Here is a 15,803-nt window from a genome sequence, read left to right on the forward strand (position 1 = left end):
GTAGACTACTCGTCGGCCCACCGATAGGTTTTCTTCAGACTTACGAGCGCAGTCCGGTAGCCTCCCGGGAACCGTTTCTCTTTCTGGAGGCGACCAACGATAATCCCTGGATCAATACCAATCTCGTTTGCGAACGCTGTGATTGCACGTCCACTCAAGTCCTGTTTTTCTAGGAACTTGGCATAGAGATCCGACGGGATGAGGAAATCTGCTGCGAATCGGTCTGCCTCCGCTTCCTCCTCCGGTTTTCCGGTCGCTACTCCCAAATCATCCTGTGCATCAGCTTCGGTTCCCATCTCATCTATGAAGACAGAACGTTTCCCATGCAGCAGGATGTGTCCTGCTTCATGGAAAAATGTGAACCAAAGCTGGTCATTAGTTCGGTAGCGCAGCGTGAGCTGAATCAATGCTTTTGTGGAACTCAGCCAACGTGTAGCACCGCTCACTCTAAGGCCTGGTAGTTCCCTGGTAAACAGGACCACCACACCTGCAGAAGCACAACTTCGCATGAGCGCTTCACAAAAGACCTCGGGATCTTCCCGTGTCAAAGCACGCGCCTCTCGTAGCGCGCTCTTAAACAGGTTCTGATCGTATGGAGGACAATTGATCGTGCTCGCCTTGATCTCGCCTATCCGCAACCAAGCCGCTACAGCACCAAGTTTTGTTTCATAAGCAGCCGATTTCCTGAATGCTGCCTGCGTTTCAAAGCCACTCCACAGATTCCGCCAAGCATCGACTGACGCGACTCCGAAGAACGAGAGAAGCGCCTCCACTTGATCTATCTTGGAGGGTTTCAAATCAACGAATCCCCTCTTCGCCAGAGCTCTACCCGGAACATCTTTCAGCCAGTCCACATCCCGTGCGAGTCGCTCGCGATCCGCAATGCGAGCGAGGGCCGCACGATAATTCTGCTCTAGCGAATTCCAAAAAGACGCAGGAATGCCGAGCACGAACTCGAGTTGGCGGGCGGTTTCCGGTGTGATAGCCGCCTTTCCATTGACGATCTCGTTGATCGTCTTCTTTGGCCGGCCGGTGCGCTCGGAAAGCTCGCTCTGCGATATTCCTTTCGCCTCGAGCACTTCCACAAGAGTCTCCCCAGGTGGAACAGCGTAATCCGGGCGGAAGCCGGTCGTCGGCTTAGCGTCCATGATAGTCCTTGACCTCTAAGATGCGGATCTCAGTCACACGGGATTTGTCTACTCCGCCGTCGTCCAACAGCGGGACCGGGTCGTCGGCTATCTCGAAGATCAGGCGGAAAGGAGGAACGGCGTCCACCGCCCACTGCCCCTTCCGGTCGCCCTTCAAGGGGTGCAGGAGTGCAGGCGGTACGGTCTCGATCACCCCGAGGTCGTCGGCCGATGCGAGCTGCACGAGCCTTCGGCGGACCACCGCCGCACGTTGCTTCCCCCACGCGCGGTCGGACTCTTTCGCGGATTCGCACGTCGCTTTCAGCTTCCGCGTCTTGAAATGTATCTCCATATACCTGCTACCGCAAGAAAAGTTTCACCCTTGGGGTTACATCTTAATGCGTCGTCACCGTGGACGCCGCGGGTTCCGCGGGCAGCGAGTGTACACCCTAAGGGTTTATGAAACGCTCCGCAAGTAGGCTGTGCAGACGACGCGCAGCACGTACTCCCGCGCGGCCTTGGATCATACGAAATGCCCCAAACCAGCGAGCCCGCGGAGGCGCTCATCCTTGAGCGCCGGGATAATCAGGTGTTGAGCGCGTTGCGGAACGCGCCAAGGCATGCGGCCTCACTCGATTCCAGTGCCAGAGCAATCAAGAGCTTGCCGCGGCCGTAACGGTGTAGGTATGAGATGTGCGCCCCGGGCACACGTCGTCTCAAACGGATCCCATCTCAAAGCGTCTGAGACGAGGGTGCGCTCATCCGGGCGCACCCAGGGAATAGTCCAACCTCCTGAAGGCCGATCAATGAGTGACCAGAAAGATTCCCCGTACGAAAGCTCCTACCTGTCCAGCTTCGGCCTCGCACTCGGAATGGCCATTGGCCAGGACGACGTTCTACGGGCGTGGGAATCACGCTGGGCAGAATCGCAGAAGAACGCGAAGGCCAGGCTACTGGCTTTGTTCGGGGATCCTCAGGCGCCCAAGCCGCTAAAGCCGCTAGAGATTCCCGAACGAACCCACGCGACGTTCAGCAGCTACGCTGGCTCACAGCGCGACTACGTGTTCGGCGACGCCCTCGTCGCTGTCGGTGGCCGGGGGTTCATCGTTGAATTCAAACGCAGGTTGGGTGGCTGGAAAAAAGAGATCGACCCGAATGTGAAACCTCACAAGGTGCGCGTCCTACAACGGGTGAGCAAACATCGCCCGAATGAAGAGGGGAAGTGGATCGAAAATGAAGATGCTGACATGGAGATGTACAATATTTCCCGCGATGCGCACTGGTTCGCATACGGGAAGACGCGTCGGGCAGCCAAAAACGGTTTGCTGTCGGCAGAGCTATGTTTCGCGCCGTACGTAACCCTACCGCTTGGCCCCGCCGGCATTCGGAAGGAAACCGAACTCTTGGCTCCGTTCCTCTCGTCCCTCGTCGGGGGGGGCCGCGGAGTAGAACTCCGCATTCTGTCGGAATACCTGACGTGCGTGCAGGACGCTGCGCTGGATGACGACAAGAAGGGTGGCAGCGCAAGCCCAGTTGAGGCGATCAAAGCGAATGGAATCTTTGTATACTTCGACACTGAGGGGCGGTGCCGGATGTTCCGGTTTCGTTCGATTCAGGAACTCAGAGAAAAAGTCGGGAATCTCTCCCTTGTGAACCCTCCGGCAGAAACCCCTGTTCAGACCGGAAAGCCGGTGACACCTGAGTCACGCGTACACACCAAACCAGAACAGTCAGCCGGCAAGAAAATCAAAGGTCCGTAGCAGGCAGCTCAATTCACACCACAAACTCCTCCTCGATGTAACCGGAAGAGCCAACTCCGCGGCGCCGGACGGAGTCACCGACTTTCGGTTGGGCCGCTACCGAAGCTAGTAGACCACCGAGAAGGCTAGGCAGCTTGAATGTCCAAACGAAGCCGCAGGCTGGCGGTGGAGCAGATGCCAGTGAGCGCCGCCGAGACCGTGCGCGGCGCGCCGGTTCGCACTGGTTGGAGTCAGCAAATCTTGCCCGTTCGTAAAATACGCTTTATCGTGCCCAGTCTATTGACTGTATGACCATAGACCTAGCTCATCGATTATGAACAAATTCCGCGCAGAGGCATACTCCAATCTGATCCAGCAACTCTTGGCATGCCCCCCGGGGCAAGAGTCGCAACTACTGCAAGCACATGCCGACCTATTGGACACCGGTCTTTTGCGAACGACGGAGTCAATGGCGGCACAGCTTGATAGTATCGGCGGCAGTGATGCAGCCCAATTCCTTCGCGACATCATCCCTCTCCTGCGCCAGACGGCTGCGCGCCTGCCCAACCCGGAGAGGATACGGGATTATCACAGCCTCGTACTGGCAATCATGGACTGCCCGGCTGGCGAAGAGGGGCAGGTGCTCACCGCGAACGGCCATCTAGTTGACGCTGGGTTTCTCGCATACCTGCGCCGTATCTCCACCGATTTTGGCCAGCGCGATGAAGAATGGACCGCGGAGTTTCTTGGTGGCATCGCTGAGCAGATGGAATCCCAAATTCAGGCCGTCAACGCGGAGGCGGGGGATAACCGGCGCTATCTGCTCAGGCAGATGATTGGGACTATTGAGAGACCCGATTCGGCCGCGGAACTGATATACGGGCTGTTGGATGCCAACCCCGGTGCTCTCGACGAAGAGATGCTTGCGAGCTTCCGTGCCTGGGCGCCCGAAGTGTTAGACGACACGCCGAAGAGGAGGGCGGCAACGGCAGCTATGTTCGCAGAATTTGGTGCGATCTTGTATGAGTACCCGCGTGAGCACAGGATGGGAGTCGAGATAGCGATCGCGGCATACGAGGCGGCTTTGGACATCCAAACACGCGAGTCGCTCCCATCGGACTGGGCTGCCACCAAGCTTAATCTCGGCGCCGCGTACGCCAAGCGTACTCTCGGTGACCACGCGGAGAATCTGGAACGGGGCATTGCGGAATTCTCAGCCGCACTAGCGGTCTACACACGCTCGGGATTTCCCGAAGAATGGGCAGAGACTCAGGCGAACATCGGCGTCGGCTACCTGATGCGGGTGAAGGGCGAACGCGCGGAGAACCTGGAACTGGCGATTGCTTGCTTACAAGCCGCTCTGGAAGTCCTGACGCGCGACTCATTCCCAATTTCATGGGCACAAGCGCAGAATAATCTGGCTCAGGCATATTCCAGTCGCATTCGCGGCGAGCGCGCCGAAAACCTGGAACACGCAATCGCATCATGTGAAGCGGCCTTGGAAGTTTATCAGCGAGAAACGTTCGCAGTTGATTGGGCTAAGATGCAGCACAATTTGGGGAGCGCCTACAGTAATCGGATCCGAGGTGATCGCGCGGAGAATGTGGAGCGAGCGATCTCATATTACAGAGCTGCGCTGACCGTCTATACTCGCGAGAAACTGCCAGTCGATTGGGCTATGGTGCAGAACAACCTCGGGGTCGCTTACTTGAACCGGATCCGGGGTGACGTTGCTGAAAACATGGAGTTGGCAATTGCGGCCGAAGAAGCAGCCCTCGAGGTACGCACTCGCGACACGATGCCCGTGGAGTGGGCCGCTACGCAGAACAACCTCGGGAATGCGTATAAAAGCCGCGTCCGGGGTGACCGCGCAGAGAATATGGAGCTCGCAATAGCAGCGTATGAGGCTGCGATGGAAGTTCGTACGCGCGGGGCCTTGCCCGAGAGTTGGGCGGGGATGCAGAACAATCTCGGAGCGGTTTTGATCAACCGTGTAGTTGGCGACCGCGCCGAGAACCTGGAGCGGGCGATTGAGGCACATCGGGCGGCACTCGAAGTATTAACGCGCGAGGCCTTTCCTCTGGAATGGGCAAGAACACAGAACAATCTCGGCGGCGCCTATAGCCTCCGTGTCGGAGGTGACCGCGCTAAAAACCTGGCACACGCCGTCGCGGCATCTGAGGCAGCACTGGAGGTTTTCACCCGGGAATCGCTCCCACTCGCATGGGCCAGCACTCAATACAACCTCGGCGTCGCCTATATCTCCCGAAGCCGAGAGAATTCCGGTGAAGACTTGGCACGTGGACTCGCAGCTTTCCACGCTGCGTTGGAGATCTACACACCCACCGCGGATCCGGTAGAGTGCCTGCGTGTAGCATCGCGCCTCGGACAAACCGCCATGGAGCACGGGCTTTTGGAAACCGCTCGTGAAGCGTTCCGTGCGGCTGTAGAGGCAGTCGAACGGAACCGTGAGGAGGTGCTGGACGAGGAGCGCCGGAATGAGATCGTCACGGACGCGATCGGCGTGTACGCCCGAATGGTTGAGTGTTGCATCCGGACCGACGTTCCCGACCAGGCTCTCGCATATGCCGAGCGAAGCAAAGCTCGAGGGCTCGCCGAGCTTCTGGTCGGATCCACACTAGAACCTTCTGGTGACGTGCCTGAGGAGTTGTTACGGGAGCTGCGTACGCTGCAGCGACGTGTTCCGGCGCTGCGCCGGCAGCTGAGCAGTCTTACTCTAAGTGCGATTCATGTAGAGGACGCGTTCGTTGTAACCTCTGATGTGCCGGCTGGTAATGCAGGTGAGGACAGGGAAGTTCTCGCACTTCAGAACTGGCGTGCTCAATTCACCCATAAACTCAATCAGTCACAGTCGCGCCTGGATGAGGTGCTCACTGACATAGGCCGTTACGATCCGGCCTTTCGGCTCACCCAGTCCATCCCTCCCGTAAGTTTCCGGGATATTCAGGATCTTGGTAATCAGCACGAGGCGGCTGTTGTCGAGTGGTATTTTGCGGTGGATGCGCTGTACGCGTTCGTGCTGAATCCGGGCGCCGAGCGCCCAAGCGTCATATCCTACTCCAAACCTGAGTTGGATCGGTTCCTCGCATGGCTGGAAACGTACCTGATCGGTGAGGCCGGATACTATACCGGCGCGGACGCATGGGAAGCCCGACTTCATGAACGCTTGGAAGAGCTCGCTGGCGTGCTGAAGATGTCCGAGGTGCTCGCGAGCGTTTCGCCGCAGGTAGACGCCCTCATTCTCATCCCGCACCGCCTCCTGCACATACTGCCCCTTCATTCGATTAGGCCGGATGCGGCTTCGCCGCTGACCCTCCTCGATCGCTTCCAACGCGGTGTGCGCTATGCGCCCAGCACGCTGCTCGCGCAGCTTGCAGACCGACGCCATCGCCCCAATTTCCGCCACCTGTTCGCCGTCGAGAATCCCACGCTGGATCTGCCGTTTGCCGACGTCGAAGTAGCAGATCTCCGCAAGTCTTTCCCTGCTGGCGACGTGCTTTCACACGCGGGAGCGACAGTAGGCGCCGTACGAGAGAATGCCTCATTGAGGGTGGCGCATTGCGCGCATTTCGCCTGCCATGCCCGGTTCGATCTAAGTCAGCCGCTCAGGTCTGCGCTGCAATTGGCCGACGGGGAGATCAGCCTTGGCAATGTCTTTGAACTGCCCTTGGAGAACTGCCGCCTGGCTACGCTCTCGGCCTGCGAAACGGGCCTGACGGATCTGGGAAGCAGCACGGATGAGTTCGTCGGTCTGCCCGGCGCGTTTCTTTTTGCCGGCGCACAGTGTGTCGTCAGCAGCCTCTGGAGCGTGGACGACCTTTCGACCGCACTGCTGATGATGCGCTTCTACGAGATGCTGAGCGAACACAATGCAGGGTACCCAGCTCCACCAGCCAGCCTCCCCGCCGGCAAGCATTCCATCTCGTCGACTCTGGGCACGGCGCAACGCTGGCTCCGTGATGTCCGCGGCAGGGAACTACGGACTTGGGTGCTCGAGCGGCTACCGCGCCTGGATGCTCCTGCGCGAGAAACAATGCTGATCGAATTGACGGACCGTGCGTGGAGTGACGAAGATCGTCCCTTCGAAAACCCGTTCCACTGGGCGGCTTTTGTGGCGGTTGGGAACTAAAGTCTCCTGCAATCCAGTCACCCGCCGCGCCCTGTGGCTTTCAGCACAAGTCGGACGAACGCGAACATCCTGGCAAACAGGTAGTCAATCTGCTCGACTGAGCTCAGCAGTTCCTTCCCGACTTCGGAGTGGCGGATGCGGAACGAATTCCCGATGCCAGTGAGCACCATCGCCTCCTCACCGAGCACCTCTCGGAGCTTCGAACCAGGAGGTGCAGTCCGGTCGAGGAGCACGTTTGCCTGCTCCTTCTTGTCGCGACCGGGCTCCAGCGTCTTCAGGCGCTCGAATGCATCCCAGAGTTTCTCAAGCGCGTCCTGGCGGTCTTCCGGCTTTGGCGAGACGATCCGGAGGCGGGCCGCCTCGAGTAAGCGATCGGTTTCGGCATCTCCGGTGGTGAACAGCGCCCAGGCGAGCGTCTCCGCCAGAGGCTGCGGCAGCAGGCGTCGCGCCTGACCCTCCGGTGTGAGTTCGTACGCAACACCGTTCCGAGCAAACAGGAGATTTACGTCTGACACGAAACGCTGGAGGCCGGCTTCACGGTCCCAGGTCAGATGGTGGTGCTGGTAGTATTGGTGGAACGACCCTTTGATCGGGCTACCGACCGCAGCCGCGCAGAATTCAAGGACGTCTAAGATCGTGGGTGTAGCCGGGACAGACTCCCGTGGCAACGGCCACTCTGCCCAAGGCACCTCAGCCACAAGTAGACGCCCGAACGCCTGCTCATCGCAGCCGCAGGGAGCACTGTGCGGGTCGGGGCACGGTTCAGGAAAGCGATACCCGAACGAGCCATCGGCGATGTACGTCCTGATGAGTGCATCGAGACCTGCCCAGAGCCGGTCACCGATGACGTAATCAGTGCGAGGACGCACTCCGTACTCTCGGTCGGTGTAATATGCAGCCATTCTATTATAAACTGGGGGCCACTGCCGGGAGAGGCCGCAAAGGGGCAGCTAGCGCCACCGGCCTCTCCAAACGTGCAAATGTTGCATCGCACGCATACGTCGCGATCCAGGAATAACGCAACGTCAGCGGGTGTGTAAAGGCCGAGGCGCGGCTGGGACGCCGGTCCGTGACCTTCCGATTGATCCACCCGGAGCACAATCCGGTGAGAATGTACTGGTCCAACTGGCACTTCTCCGGATTCGTGCACGGCAGGTGAGATCACGCGCTCTGGCTGCGCTCAACCTTGCTAGCGTGCCGACGGAAAGCTTCCACTAGATCATCAGCGGCCGCCATGATGTTTCCGACGAGCACCTCCGCATCGGGCGGAATCGCGGATTCGAGCTGCCGGGCTGCGCGACGGATGACGATCGCGCGCGCGTTCTCCGTTCGCTTTCTTCCCCTTTTCGGGCCCGCCGAACGCTTTTCGTCAAAGTAATCTCGGCCTGCACTGGTCGGACTCACGATGTGGTCCTGAAGCGTGACCAGACCACGGCCGATGAGAGGCCGTATGACGCGGCCGTCCAAGTCCTCAGCAGGCGCTTGCTCCCGACGAAGAAGCCATCGCAGGAGTTCCTCCTGCTTTTCATTCAGCCTGGATTTGGCCGGTGGACGTTCGGGTCTCCCGCCACTCTGACGTTGTCCGGCCGCCGTCGCCTGAACCCGGGTTCCGGAGATCTCTGCAAGTCCAAGGGTGCGGAGCGAGCGAAGTATCCTTCCGTCGACCTCTTCGACGGGAAGACCTCTGCCAGCCACGAGTTGATCGAGCAGATCCTGCTGATGAGGTTTCAGTTTGCGCATAGAGTTCAGACTGGGAAGACTGACGAACTTGGAGTAGAGCAGGTCGAGATGTACGGTCTCCAGAGGAAGCCCTGAGCTGGGGATCAGCCCCGTAGAAAGCCACTAATATACATCTCTGCTTATTGGAGATAGCGTTCAGGGGGGAAGCAACAACAGGAGCACGATCGCACGGAACTGCAGGATTCGTAGGGATCACGGCCCATGCGGACGCAGGCGCGGGAACGGACTTCTTCCTGAGCAGCCCGGGGCGTCTGCGGCCATCCGATCCGCCGCGGGCGCAATCACCAAGAGGTGCAGCGCTCCCGCGGCTGCTGGTGTTGCCGTTAGACACGTGCGGGCTTCCGCTTCGCCTCGAGCGGACCGAACAGGCGCAGAGCGAGATCGGGAACGTCGTCGATCCGCTCGAACTTCGTCCGCCGAACGACCCGGATGGCCTGCCGCTCCTTCTTTTCGCCTCTCGCGTTCGCCCGCGTGTGCCGTTGGGCTTTGAACCCGGCGATGTCCGGCAGCGGCTCGCCCGGGGCTCCCCCCAACCAGTAGAACGGCCCCAGCGCGAGCGTATCCGGATCGAACCAGATCCAGACGACGCAGCCGCTCGGTCGCTCCGCGAGGCGGAGGTTGATGCCTACCTCGTCGGTCCCGGCCCCATGGTGGGACGCCTTAAGCTGGATGTGACGCGTATAACCGTTGGCTTCGAGCACGAGGTCGTACCCGCCATCGTCCACCTGCGGTTTGAGCATCTCGATCCGCACCAGCCCCTCGCGCCAAAGGTGCCGCATCAGCTCGCCCGCGAAGAGGTGCTCCAGGAGGGCTTCGCGATAAGAGGAGTAAAGGTTGTGTGCGGTCGAGCTCATCTCGCTGCTGTCGGGGTGATGTTCACAGTGGCCTTTCGCGAGGATCAGGGCGGCGCCCGGGTTGACATCACCTCACTGCGGCTCGGCCAACAGTGCCGCAGCCTCCGCGCGAATAGTTCGTGACCGGTCGCGACTCAGGCGCGGCAGGATGATTTCCGTGTAAAGCCTGCGCCGAGCTTCATCCATGCGCGCGAGTTCCTCTGGCTCTACGAGGAGGACCCGGCGTGCCCCGACACTCGGGTGCTGCAGGAGCATCTCCAGCGTCTCCTGATCCGTGCTCCGCTCCTTCCACTCACGTGCGACCGCCTCGACGATATACTGCGTATCGAGGTCGCCCCGATAGTTGACGTTGATCCTGGCCAGAACGCGCCCTGCGCGGTCACCCAGCTCATCGAAAAGAAAAGGCACGAGCGTCGTGTGCGGCCCGCCCAATTCCTCCGGATACTCGGCGATCGCCGCGAGCAGGGCCTCCGCAAACCCGGCGGGAGGCGCCTGGCCATTCGTCTTCCACGCTCCTACCAGCCCTTGCAGCACGTCGCGCAGCCGCAGCCGGACGAAGTCGAAGACGACGTCGCTCCGGCCGGTACACGCGCTCCCGAAGCTGCTATGGTCCCAGGCCGCGGCTGCCAGGTCCAGCCGGCCGTTCCACGAATTGCGCTCGAAGCGGATGCGCCGCGCGTAGAGCCGCCAGACGTCCTCGGCCTCGAGCGCCGGGTTGGCCAGCAGGGCAAAATCGATGCTGCGCTCCTTCAGCGCGATGAAGCGGTCCACCCAGCCCTCAGCGACCACGCCGGGAAGCCCGGCGTAGCGCCTCAGCTCGCCCAGCAGGAATCCCCCGCACCATTCCAGCGCATAGGATATTGCGCGGCGGGGGATCGCCGGATACGTACGCATCAGGAGAGCAGTCACCATCATCGGCCGAGACTCTTCGGAGACTTCCGCAGAGAAGCTCACACCTTCGGCCTCCACGACGAGGTCGGAGTGCTCGCCAGCCGGCACCGCCTCGATCATGCGGTAAACAACATCTTCATCCATAACGTCTGAATCCCGTTGCCAGGCGTGACGGCGTTGGCAGACATGGCACTTACGGGTTGGGTGTCATCCATCACCAGAAGTTCCGCAAGTCCTCCACGCGGTCCCGCCTGTGGATCACCCGACCTCCTTAGCTCTGCGTACCGCGCCCGGGCGTGGATCGTCACGCCCGCCAGCTGGACGCGCACGTGGTCGCCGTCGAGGGGGTGACGGTCACAAGAGCATCCTCGAGTTCGCGTTCCCGCTCACCGCCGGGGAACGGGTGGTACGCGAACACGTACGCGCCGCCGTGGCGAGAGGCCGGATCGCCGAGACGCCCCTGGTCGATCAACACCTCCTGGGCCGCGGCACGTGCCTCTCCTCCGTCACCAGCCCGCCCGTCGCAGGCGCCCTCTCCTTCATCTCCTCCGGCCCTCGATCGTTGTCTATCTCACCCGCGGAGACCGACGCCCCAGCCGCATCCAACATCGCGCCCGGCCGGCGTCCCGCGCCAGACTCGTGGCGGGCCGAGATCCCTTGGGAGGTGCGGGTGCACCCCGCCGCCGCCTGCCCACCGAACACCCGGTTCGTCACTGATCTCTACCGGCCCTACACCCGGATGCTGGTCAGCCGGTTAAGACGAGCGCGGGGCGGACGCCGATCCCCGCGTCCGCCCCGCACTCACTTCGACTCTGAGAATGCTCAGCCGTCGTCCAGCGTAAACACGTCTTCGACCGGTCGGTCATCCCCGGGCAGCCTCGCGAAGCCCGCCCAGATGTTGCAGCGGAATGCTCGGCCCACGGCATCGTGAACTACTCCGCCGATGCCTTTGCCAGCGCCAACCGTCTCCACCTCCTCCGCGATCTCAGACGAGTCCCGGAAGACGCGCGGCCCGGCGGCCACGGGAAAGACCGGCACCTCGCGCACGAAGGACAGGCCGACATCGTCGACCCGGACCGTGGCCGCGACACCTTCCACCGCACGCTCCAAAGCCGCGCCCACCCGCCGCTGGAGCTCCTCTAAGAGCGGCTCCACCTCCTCCGGCCGCAGCAATGGATCGGGCTCGATCGTGATGATCGGGTTGAGCGTGGCGGCACGCGCCGGAACAGGAACGAAGGCTCGTCCGCCCCCCGACTTCAGCTCACGCCGCGCTGTCCGCCGGACAGCCGTCATCCCACCGGCAAGGAACGCGGCTCCGAACTTCAGGGTGTCCAGCCCGGCGGCCCATCCCTCATCTGTGTTCTGCGGCCGGAGCGGATCGGGGTTATGGGCGTCGAACTCCAGGAGCCCAAGGTCGCGTAGCGACGCGTAGCCGGGCTCACCCACGATCACGTGGTCGACGACGGGGATGCCGACCAGTTGGCCCACCAGCTCCAGCCCCTGGGCGACCGCGACATCCTCGGGGCTCGGCGCGGGATCGCCCGACGGGTGGTTGTGAACCAACACGACCGCGGCGGCGTTTCCGAGGATTGCCGCCTTGAACACCTCCCTCGCCCCCGCCTCGCTCCGCTGCAGGGAGCCCACGGAGACCGTGTGGAGCCCGCTCACCCGGCTCCGGCCGTCCAGGTGGATCGCAACCATGTGCTCGCGATCAGGCACGCCGGCGTATCCTCGGAAGAGCGCCACCGCGTCCTCGGGCCCGCCGAACGCGCGCCAGGGGAACGCGAGGTACCGCTCCCGCTCCAGCCGCACGCGGTACACCGCCAGCCGGACCGCCGGCGCATCCTCTTCCCGGGCCGCCGGCCGTCGTCCGTTCCCGGAGACCTGCCCCCCGTCGCCGCGGCTCCCGTTGCTGGTCCCCATCACCCCTCCACCGGGCCGGAGGAACCCTCCAGGGCACCCGCGGCGAGGTCGCCCGCCTCCTTGTCACCGCTCGCGGCCGCCACCCGCACCGCGCGCCGGAGCCACCGCTCCGCTTCACGCGCGCGGCCCCGCTGCTGGAGCATCCGGCCCGCCATGTAGGCGCACCTTGCATCCTCCGGCCGCACGAGCGCGGCCGCTTCTATGAACAGCAACGCGCTTGCGGGGGCCTCGCTGCCGAGTGCCCACTCACTGATCGCCAGACACGCCCGCGCCAGGTGCTTCGGATCCGCGCCGGACAGGTTGGCCAGCTCGCCCGCAATCACCGCAACCGGCGCCCAGAGACCCGGAGCCTCGTCCATCCGGTCAAGCGCCTCCTCCTCCCAGCGCGCCGGCTCCTCGACGTCCGCGGGGCGCACGGCCGCCTCCTCGCCCTGGGCCCATATGAGCACGACCCGGTAGACCCGCAGCACGGTCAGCGCATGCTCCGCCGGGACCTCCGAGGCGATCACCGACTCCTGCAGCTCCGCTCCCTCAATCGAGATCGGCAGCACGAAATCCGGCCGCTCGATGCGAGCGTCAGGACGGCGAGGCGGCTCCATGCGGGGTCCTTTCAGCTGCGGTGCGTGTGATCTCTGCTTCGTCCCTCCCTACTGGCGGACGAAAGCGCGGCACCGCCGCCGGCCCCGCACGCGCTCCACCCCCTGCTCGGGCGGCGCGCGCCTCCCTTGCCGGGACGCGCGCACTCCCCGCCGCCCATCAGTTCCCGCTCCCGAACATCCGCCCGGAGACCGGGGGATAGCCGTACCTGTAGTGCCGATAGTCCGGCAGCTCGGCCGGCTGGGGTAGGCGCTGCGCTCGCGTTAGCGGGACAGCAGCAGCGGCTGGCGGGGGTGGGTTCGAAGGGATGACCGCGGGCGTGGCTGCCCGCGCTACAGGCGCCGCGGGCTTGATCGTCTGGCTTCCCATGCAGAAATCCTCCGTTTTCGTCCTCGGGAATGAACGCCTCGCGGACGAAGTTCTGCCGGGAAATGCAAGCGCGACAAGTACACCGGTGAAAGATTCCAAGCCATCTGGCTTGTCATCTTCGGAGCGCTACCGCGTGCCCTGCCCTCCTGTGTATAAAACGTATGAAACCGCGGTAACCCGGCCTCCTTCGCCTCGGTGAGTTGATCGGGAAGCAGCGCGTAAACAAATGGGTGTGGTGGCGCGAAGGGAACGGGCTTATGATTCAGCCCGCCCGCCCCCATGACACGGCGGTGCTCCCACATCACATGCGCCAGAGGAGAACCCAATGCGGAATGGAACACGGAACCTTCGGCTCGGTGCGGCTATCTGCACCGTCCTCATCATGGCTGCGTGCAACGCGCAGCCAACGGCGAGCCGCGCCAATGCCGGCGAAGCGGCCGCCCGTTCGAATGGCAGCTCGGACCAGCTCCCAGGTGGAAGCAGCACCAGCGGGAGCGGCGTGACAGCAGCGCCGGGTGAAGCAACTGTGGCGGGAGATACGACGGGGAGGGGCGGGGTGTTCGTGGGCTCAGGACACTGACGACGGTGGGGCGGCGTCAGCTTTCCATCGACGACAGCGGCTCCAGCCGCCTCACGAACCGGTTGACGAAGCGTACGACGCGCGGTGGCGGCTCGCGGGGCACGTCACCCGCGCGTTTTTCGCGGACGGCTTCAATGACGTCCAGTGCTGCCCGTTCGGCGCCGGCCATGCCTCGGGAGCGGGCGATCTTCAAGGCCTCGTTCGCCGTTGCGATGGCTTTGCCGTCAAGCCCGAGCGTATGCGCCGCGCGGGCGATCTCCGCCAGCGCCGCCGGCGCGAACTCCCCCTTCTGCGCATCCTCGCGCTTGACGGTCTCGTACGCCATCCGGAAGCGGTCCCGGTCTCCGACCGCCGCAGCCGCGCGGGCCACGTTGGCCAGCAAGGCGACCTGCACCGCCGGACGCGCGATGTGACGCGCCAGGGCATCGTACAGCCGGAGCGCGTGCGCGTAGAAGCCGTGTTCCGCGAAGAACACACCTGCATCCAGCGCGAGCAGCGCCAGCCGCTCCGGGCTGCTGTCGTCGTAGAGCTTGTAGGCCGCGATGACGTGCGCCAAGCCGACGTCGAACGGCTCGTCGGGCACCGACAACGCGATCAGGTTGTGCCGGGCGGCGGCGCCAAGTTGGTGGAAGCTCCCGCGCATGGCGGCACGCCACGCCCGCACGTATTTCTGCCGGGCGGACGCGCGGCGGCCCCGCTGCTCCTCCATCAGGCCCCAGCCGAGGAATGCAGACGCGTACGCCGCATCGTCCCCCGCGCGGCGCGAGAGTCCGATCGCGCGCAGGAACCACTCTTCCGCGCGCTCGTAGCGTCCACAGCGCCGCTCGGCTCGTCCGGCGGAAAAGGCCAGGTCAGGGTCGCGCGGCCGGAGCCGTGCCGCCAAGCCTGCATATAGCGCCGCGGTCTCCTCATACCCGTGCAACGTGGCCCATTCCGAGATGCTGACGCTTGCTTTCGCGAGCGCACGCGCATCGACGGCGCGAGCGCTGCCGATCAGCTCGGCGAAGGCAGCCAGCGCCGGGTGGATCTCCACGGCTTCGGCCGCGGCGTCCGCAAACGCGGGGTCGCGCAGGTACGTGGTTTTCAGGAAGAGGTGGTGCCGGTCTCCCGGCGAGACGGCGTTCCATACCACCGCATCACGGAACCGCTGCCAGAGCTCGACGCCCAGTGGCCCGGACACCTCCTCCAGGATCTGCCGGGCCTCCAGGCCGCAGGGGCTCAGGCCGGGCGGCGCGGGGATGGTCCACCTTCGCTTCGGCCCGCGGTTCCGCTCCCTGCCCTCCGGCTCCTGTTTACCGATATAGGCCACTATCGCTCGCGCAGGGTGAGGGCGGTTCCATTCAAGCGCACATCATCGGACACAAAGAATGCATGTGGTCACAATGCCGAGCAAGTGTGCATCGTGTTTACTGAGGCCATGCAACCGGCTCCCGCCAACACGGAGGCAGGCGCCAAAAAAACAGGCCCCCAGTCGGGGGCCCGCCAGGCGAAAGCACGCCGTCCACCCCCGCCTCCTCCACCGGATCAGGGTCGCGCGACCACCCTCCAGCCGTTGCTCCTGCGCACCAGGACCGCGGGACAAGCTTCAGCCGCGCGCACTTCCAGTTTGACTCAACCTTTCTGGCATCCTTCATCAAGTTCTGCCACCGCGCGCGCGAGCTGCTCCATGCGTATCCGGAGTTTCTCCACCCGCGCCTGCGCCCGAGGCAGTTCCACCGCCGAATCAATCATCCGGTCAAGTGCAGCTGCTCTGCGTCCATTCAGGCGCCCTGGTGACATATTACCCTGGAGGCGAGCGACGCGCGCCTCAGCCCTGGCGAGTTGTTGCTGCAC

12 protein-coding genes are annotated in these 15,803 nt (G+C 63.2%); 3 read left to right on the forward strand and 9 right to left on the reverse strand.

The annotated features are described in order from the left end of the window. Window positions 1-5: 5 nt before the first annotated feature. Together VGC13_RS31180 and VGC13_RS31185 are read right to left on the reverse strand one after the other, a co-directional pair. A complete protein-coding gene (locus tag VGC13_RS31180) occupies window positions 6-1,085 on the reverse strand; it encodes a helix-turn-helix domain-containing protein (RefSeq protein ID WP_331129261.1) in 1,080 nt (359 codons plus the stop codon). A gap of 52 nt (window positions 1,086-1,137) precedes the next feature. Beyond that, window positions 1,138-1,479, reverse strand: coding sequence for a hypothetical protein (locus VGC13_RS31185; RefSeq protein WP_331129262.1), 342 nt, complete (start codon window positions 1,477-1,479; stop codon window positions 1,138-1,140). A gap of 454 nt (window positions 1,480-1,933) precedes the next feature. On the opposite strand from VGC13_RS31185, the gene VGC13_RS31190 reads away from it, so the two are divergent. Further along, window positions 1,934-2,887: a hypothetical protein gene (locus VGC13_RS31190; protein ID WP_331129263.1), complete on the forward strand. Its 954-nt coding sequence runs from the start codon at window positions 1,934-1,936 to the stop codon at window positions 2,885-2,887. Between the two features lie 448 nt (window positions 2,888-3,335). Then, window positions 3,336-7,016 (forward strand): CHAT domain-containing protein, encoded by a 3,681-nt coding sequence (locus VGC13_RS31195; protein WP_331129264.1) that lies wholly within the window; start codon window positions 3,336-3,338, stop codon window positions 7,014-7,016. 17 nt (window positions 7,017-7,033) lie between these two features. Here the strand turns inward: VGC13_RS31195 and VGC13_RS31200 are convergent, their stop codons facing one another. Further along, window positions 7,034-7,918 carry a hypothetical protein gene (locus VGC13_RS31200; RefSeq protein ID WP_331129265.1) on the reverse strand — a complete coding sequence of 295 codons (885 nt, stop codon included), beginning with the start codon at window positions 7,916-7,918 and terminating at the stop codon, window positions 7,034-7,036. 259 nt (window positions 7,919-8,177) lie between these two features. Then, the gene (locus VGC13_RS31205) at window positions 8,178-8,420 is read right to left on the reverse strand and encodes a hypothetical protein (RefSeq protein ID WP_331129266.1); all 243 of its coding nucleotides are present in this window, start codon (window positions 8,418-8,420) and stop codon (window positions 8,178-8,180) included. 3 nt (window positions 8,421-8,423) lie between these two features. Here VGC13_RS31205 and VGC13_RS31210 point away from each other — a divergent pair, with 3 nt between their 5' ends. After that, entirely contained in the window at window positions 8,424-8,831 is a 408-nt protein-coding gene (locus VGC13_RS31210) for a hypothetical protein (RefSeq protein WP_331129267.1), read from the forward strand. 248 nt (window positions 8,832-9,079) lie between these two features. Here the strand turns inward: VGC13_RS31210 and VGC13_RS31215 are convergent, their stop codons facing one another. The 5 genes from VGC13_RS31215 to VGC13_RS31235 form a co-directional block, all read right to left on the reverse strand. Next, window positions 9,080-9,610, reverse strand: coding sequence for a hypothetical protein (locus VGC13_RS31215; protein WP_331129268.1), 531 nt, complete (start codon window positions 9,608-9,610; stop codon window positions 9,080-9,082). Between the two features lie 72 nt (window positions 9,611-9,682). Further along, window positions 9,683-10,645 carry a hypothetical protein gene (locus tag VGC13_RS31220; protein ID WP_331129269.1) on the reverse strand — a complete coding sequence of 321 codons (963 nt, stop codon included), beginning with the start codon at window positions 10,643-10,645 and terminating at the stop codon, window positions 9,683-9,685. A gap of 678 nt (window positions 10,646-11,323) precedes the next feature. Continuing rightward, entirely contained in the window at window positions 11,324-12,424 is a 1,101-nt protein-coding gene (locus tag VGC13_RS31225; RefSeq protein ID WP_331129270.1) for a JAB domain-containing protein, read from the reverse strand. Next, a complete protein-coding gene (locus tag VGC13_RS31230) occupies window positions 12,424-13,023 on the reverse strand; it encodes a hypothetical protein (RefSeq protein ID WP_331129271.1) in 600 nt (199 codons plus the stop codon). The genes VGC13_RS31225 and VGC13_RS31230 overlap by 1 nt, the downstream gene beginning before the upstream one ends. 963 nt (window positions 13,024-13,986) lie before the next feature. After that, window positions 13,987-15,279, reverse strand: coding sequence for a tetratricopeptide repeat protein (locus VGC13_RS31235; protein ID WP_331129272.1), 1,293 nt, complete (start codon window positions 15,277-15,279; stop codon window positions 13,987-13,989). Window positions 15,280-15,803 lie beyond the last annotated feature (524 nt).

Source organism: Longimicrobium sp. (assembly GCF_036399255.1).
In the GTDB taxonomy this organism is placed as follows: Bacteria; Gemmatimonadota; Gemmatimonadetes; order Longimicrobiales; family Longimicrobiaceae; genus Longimicrobium.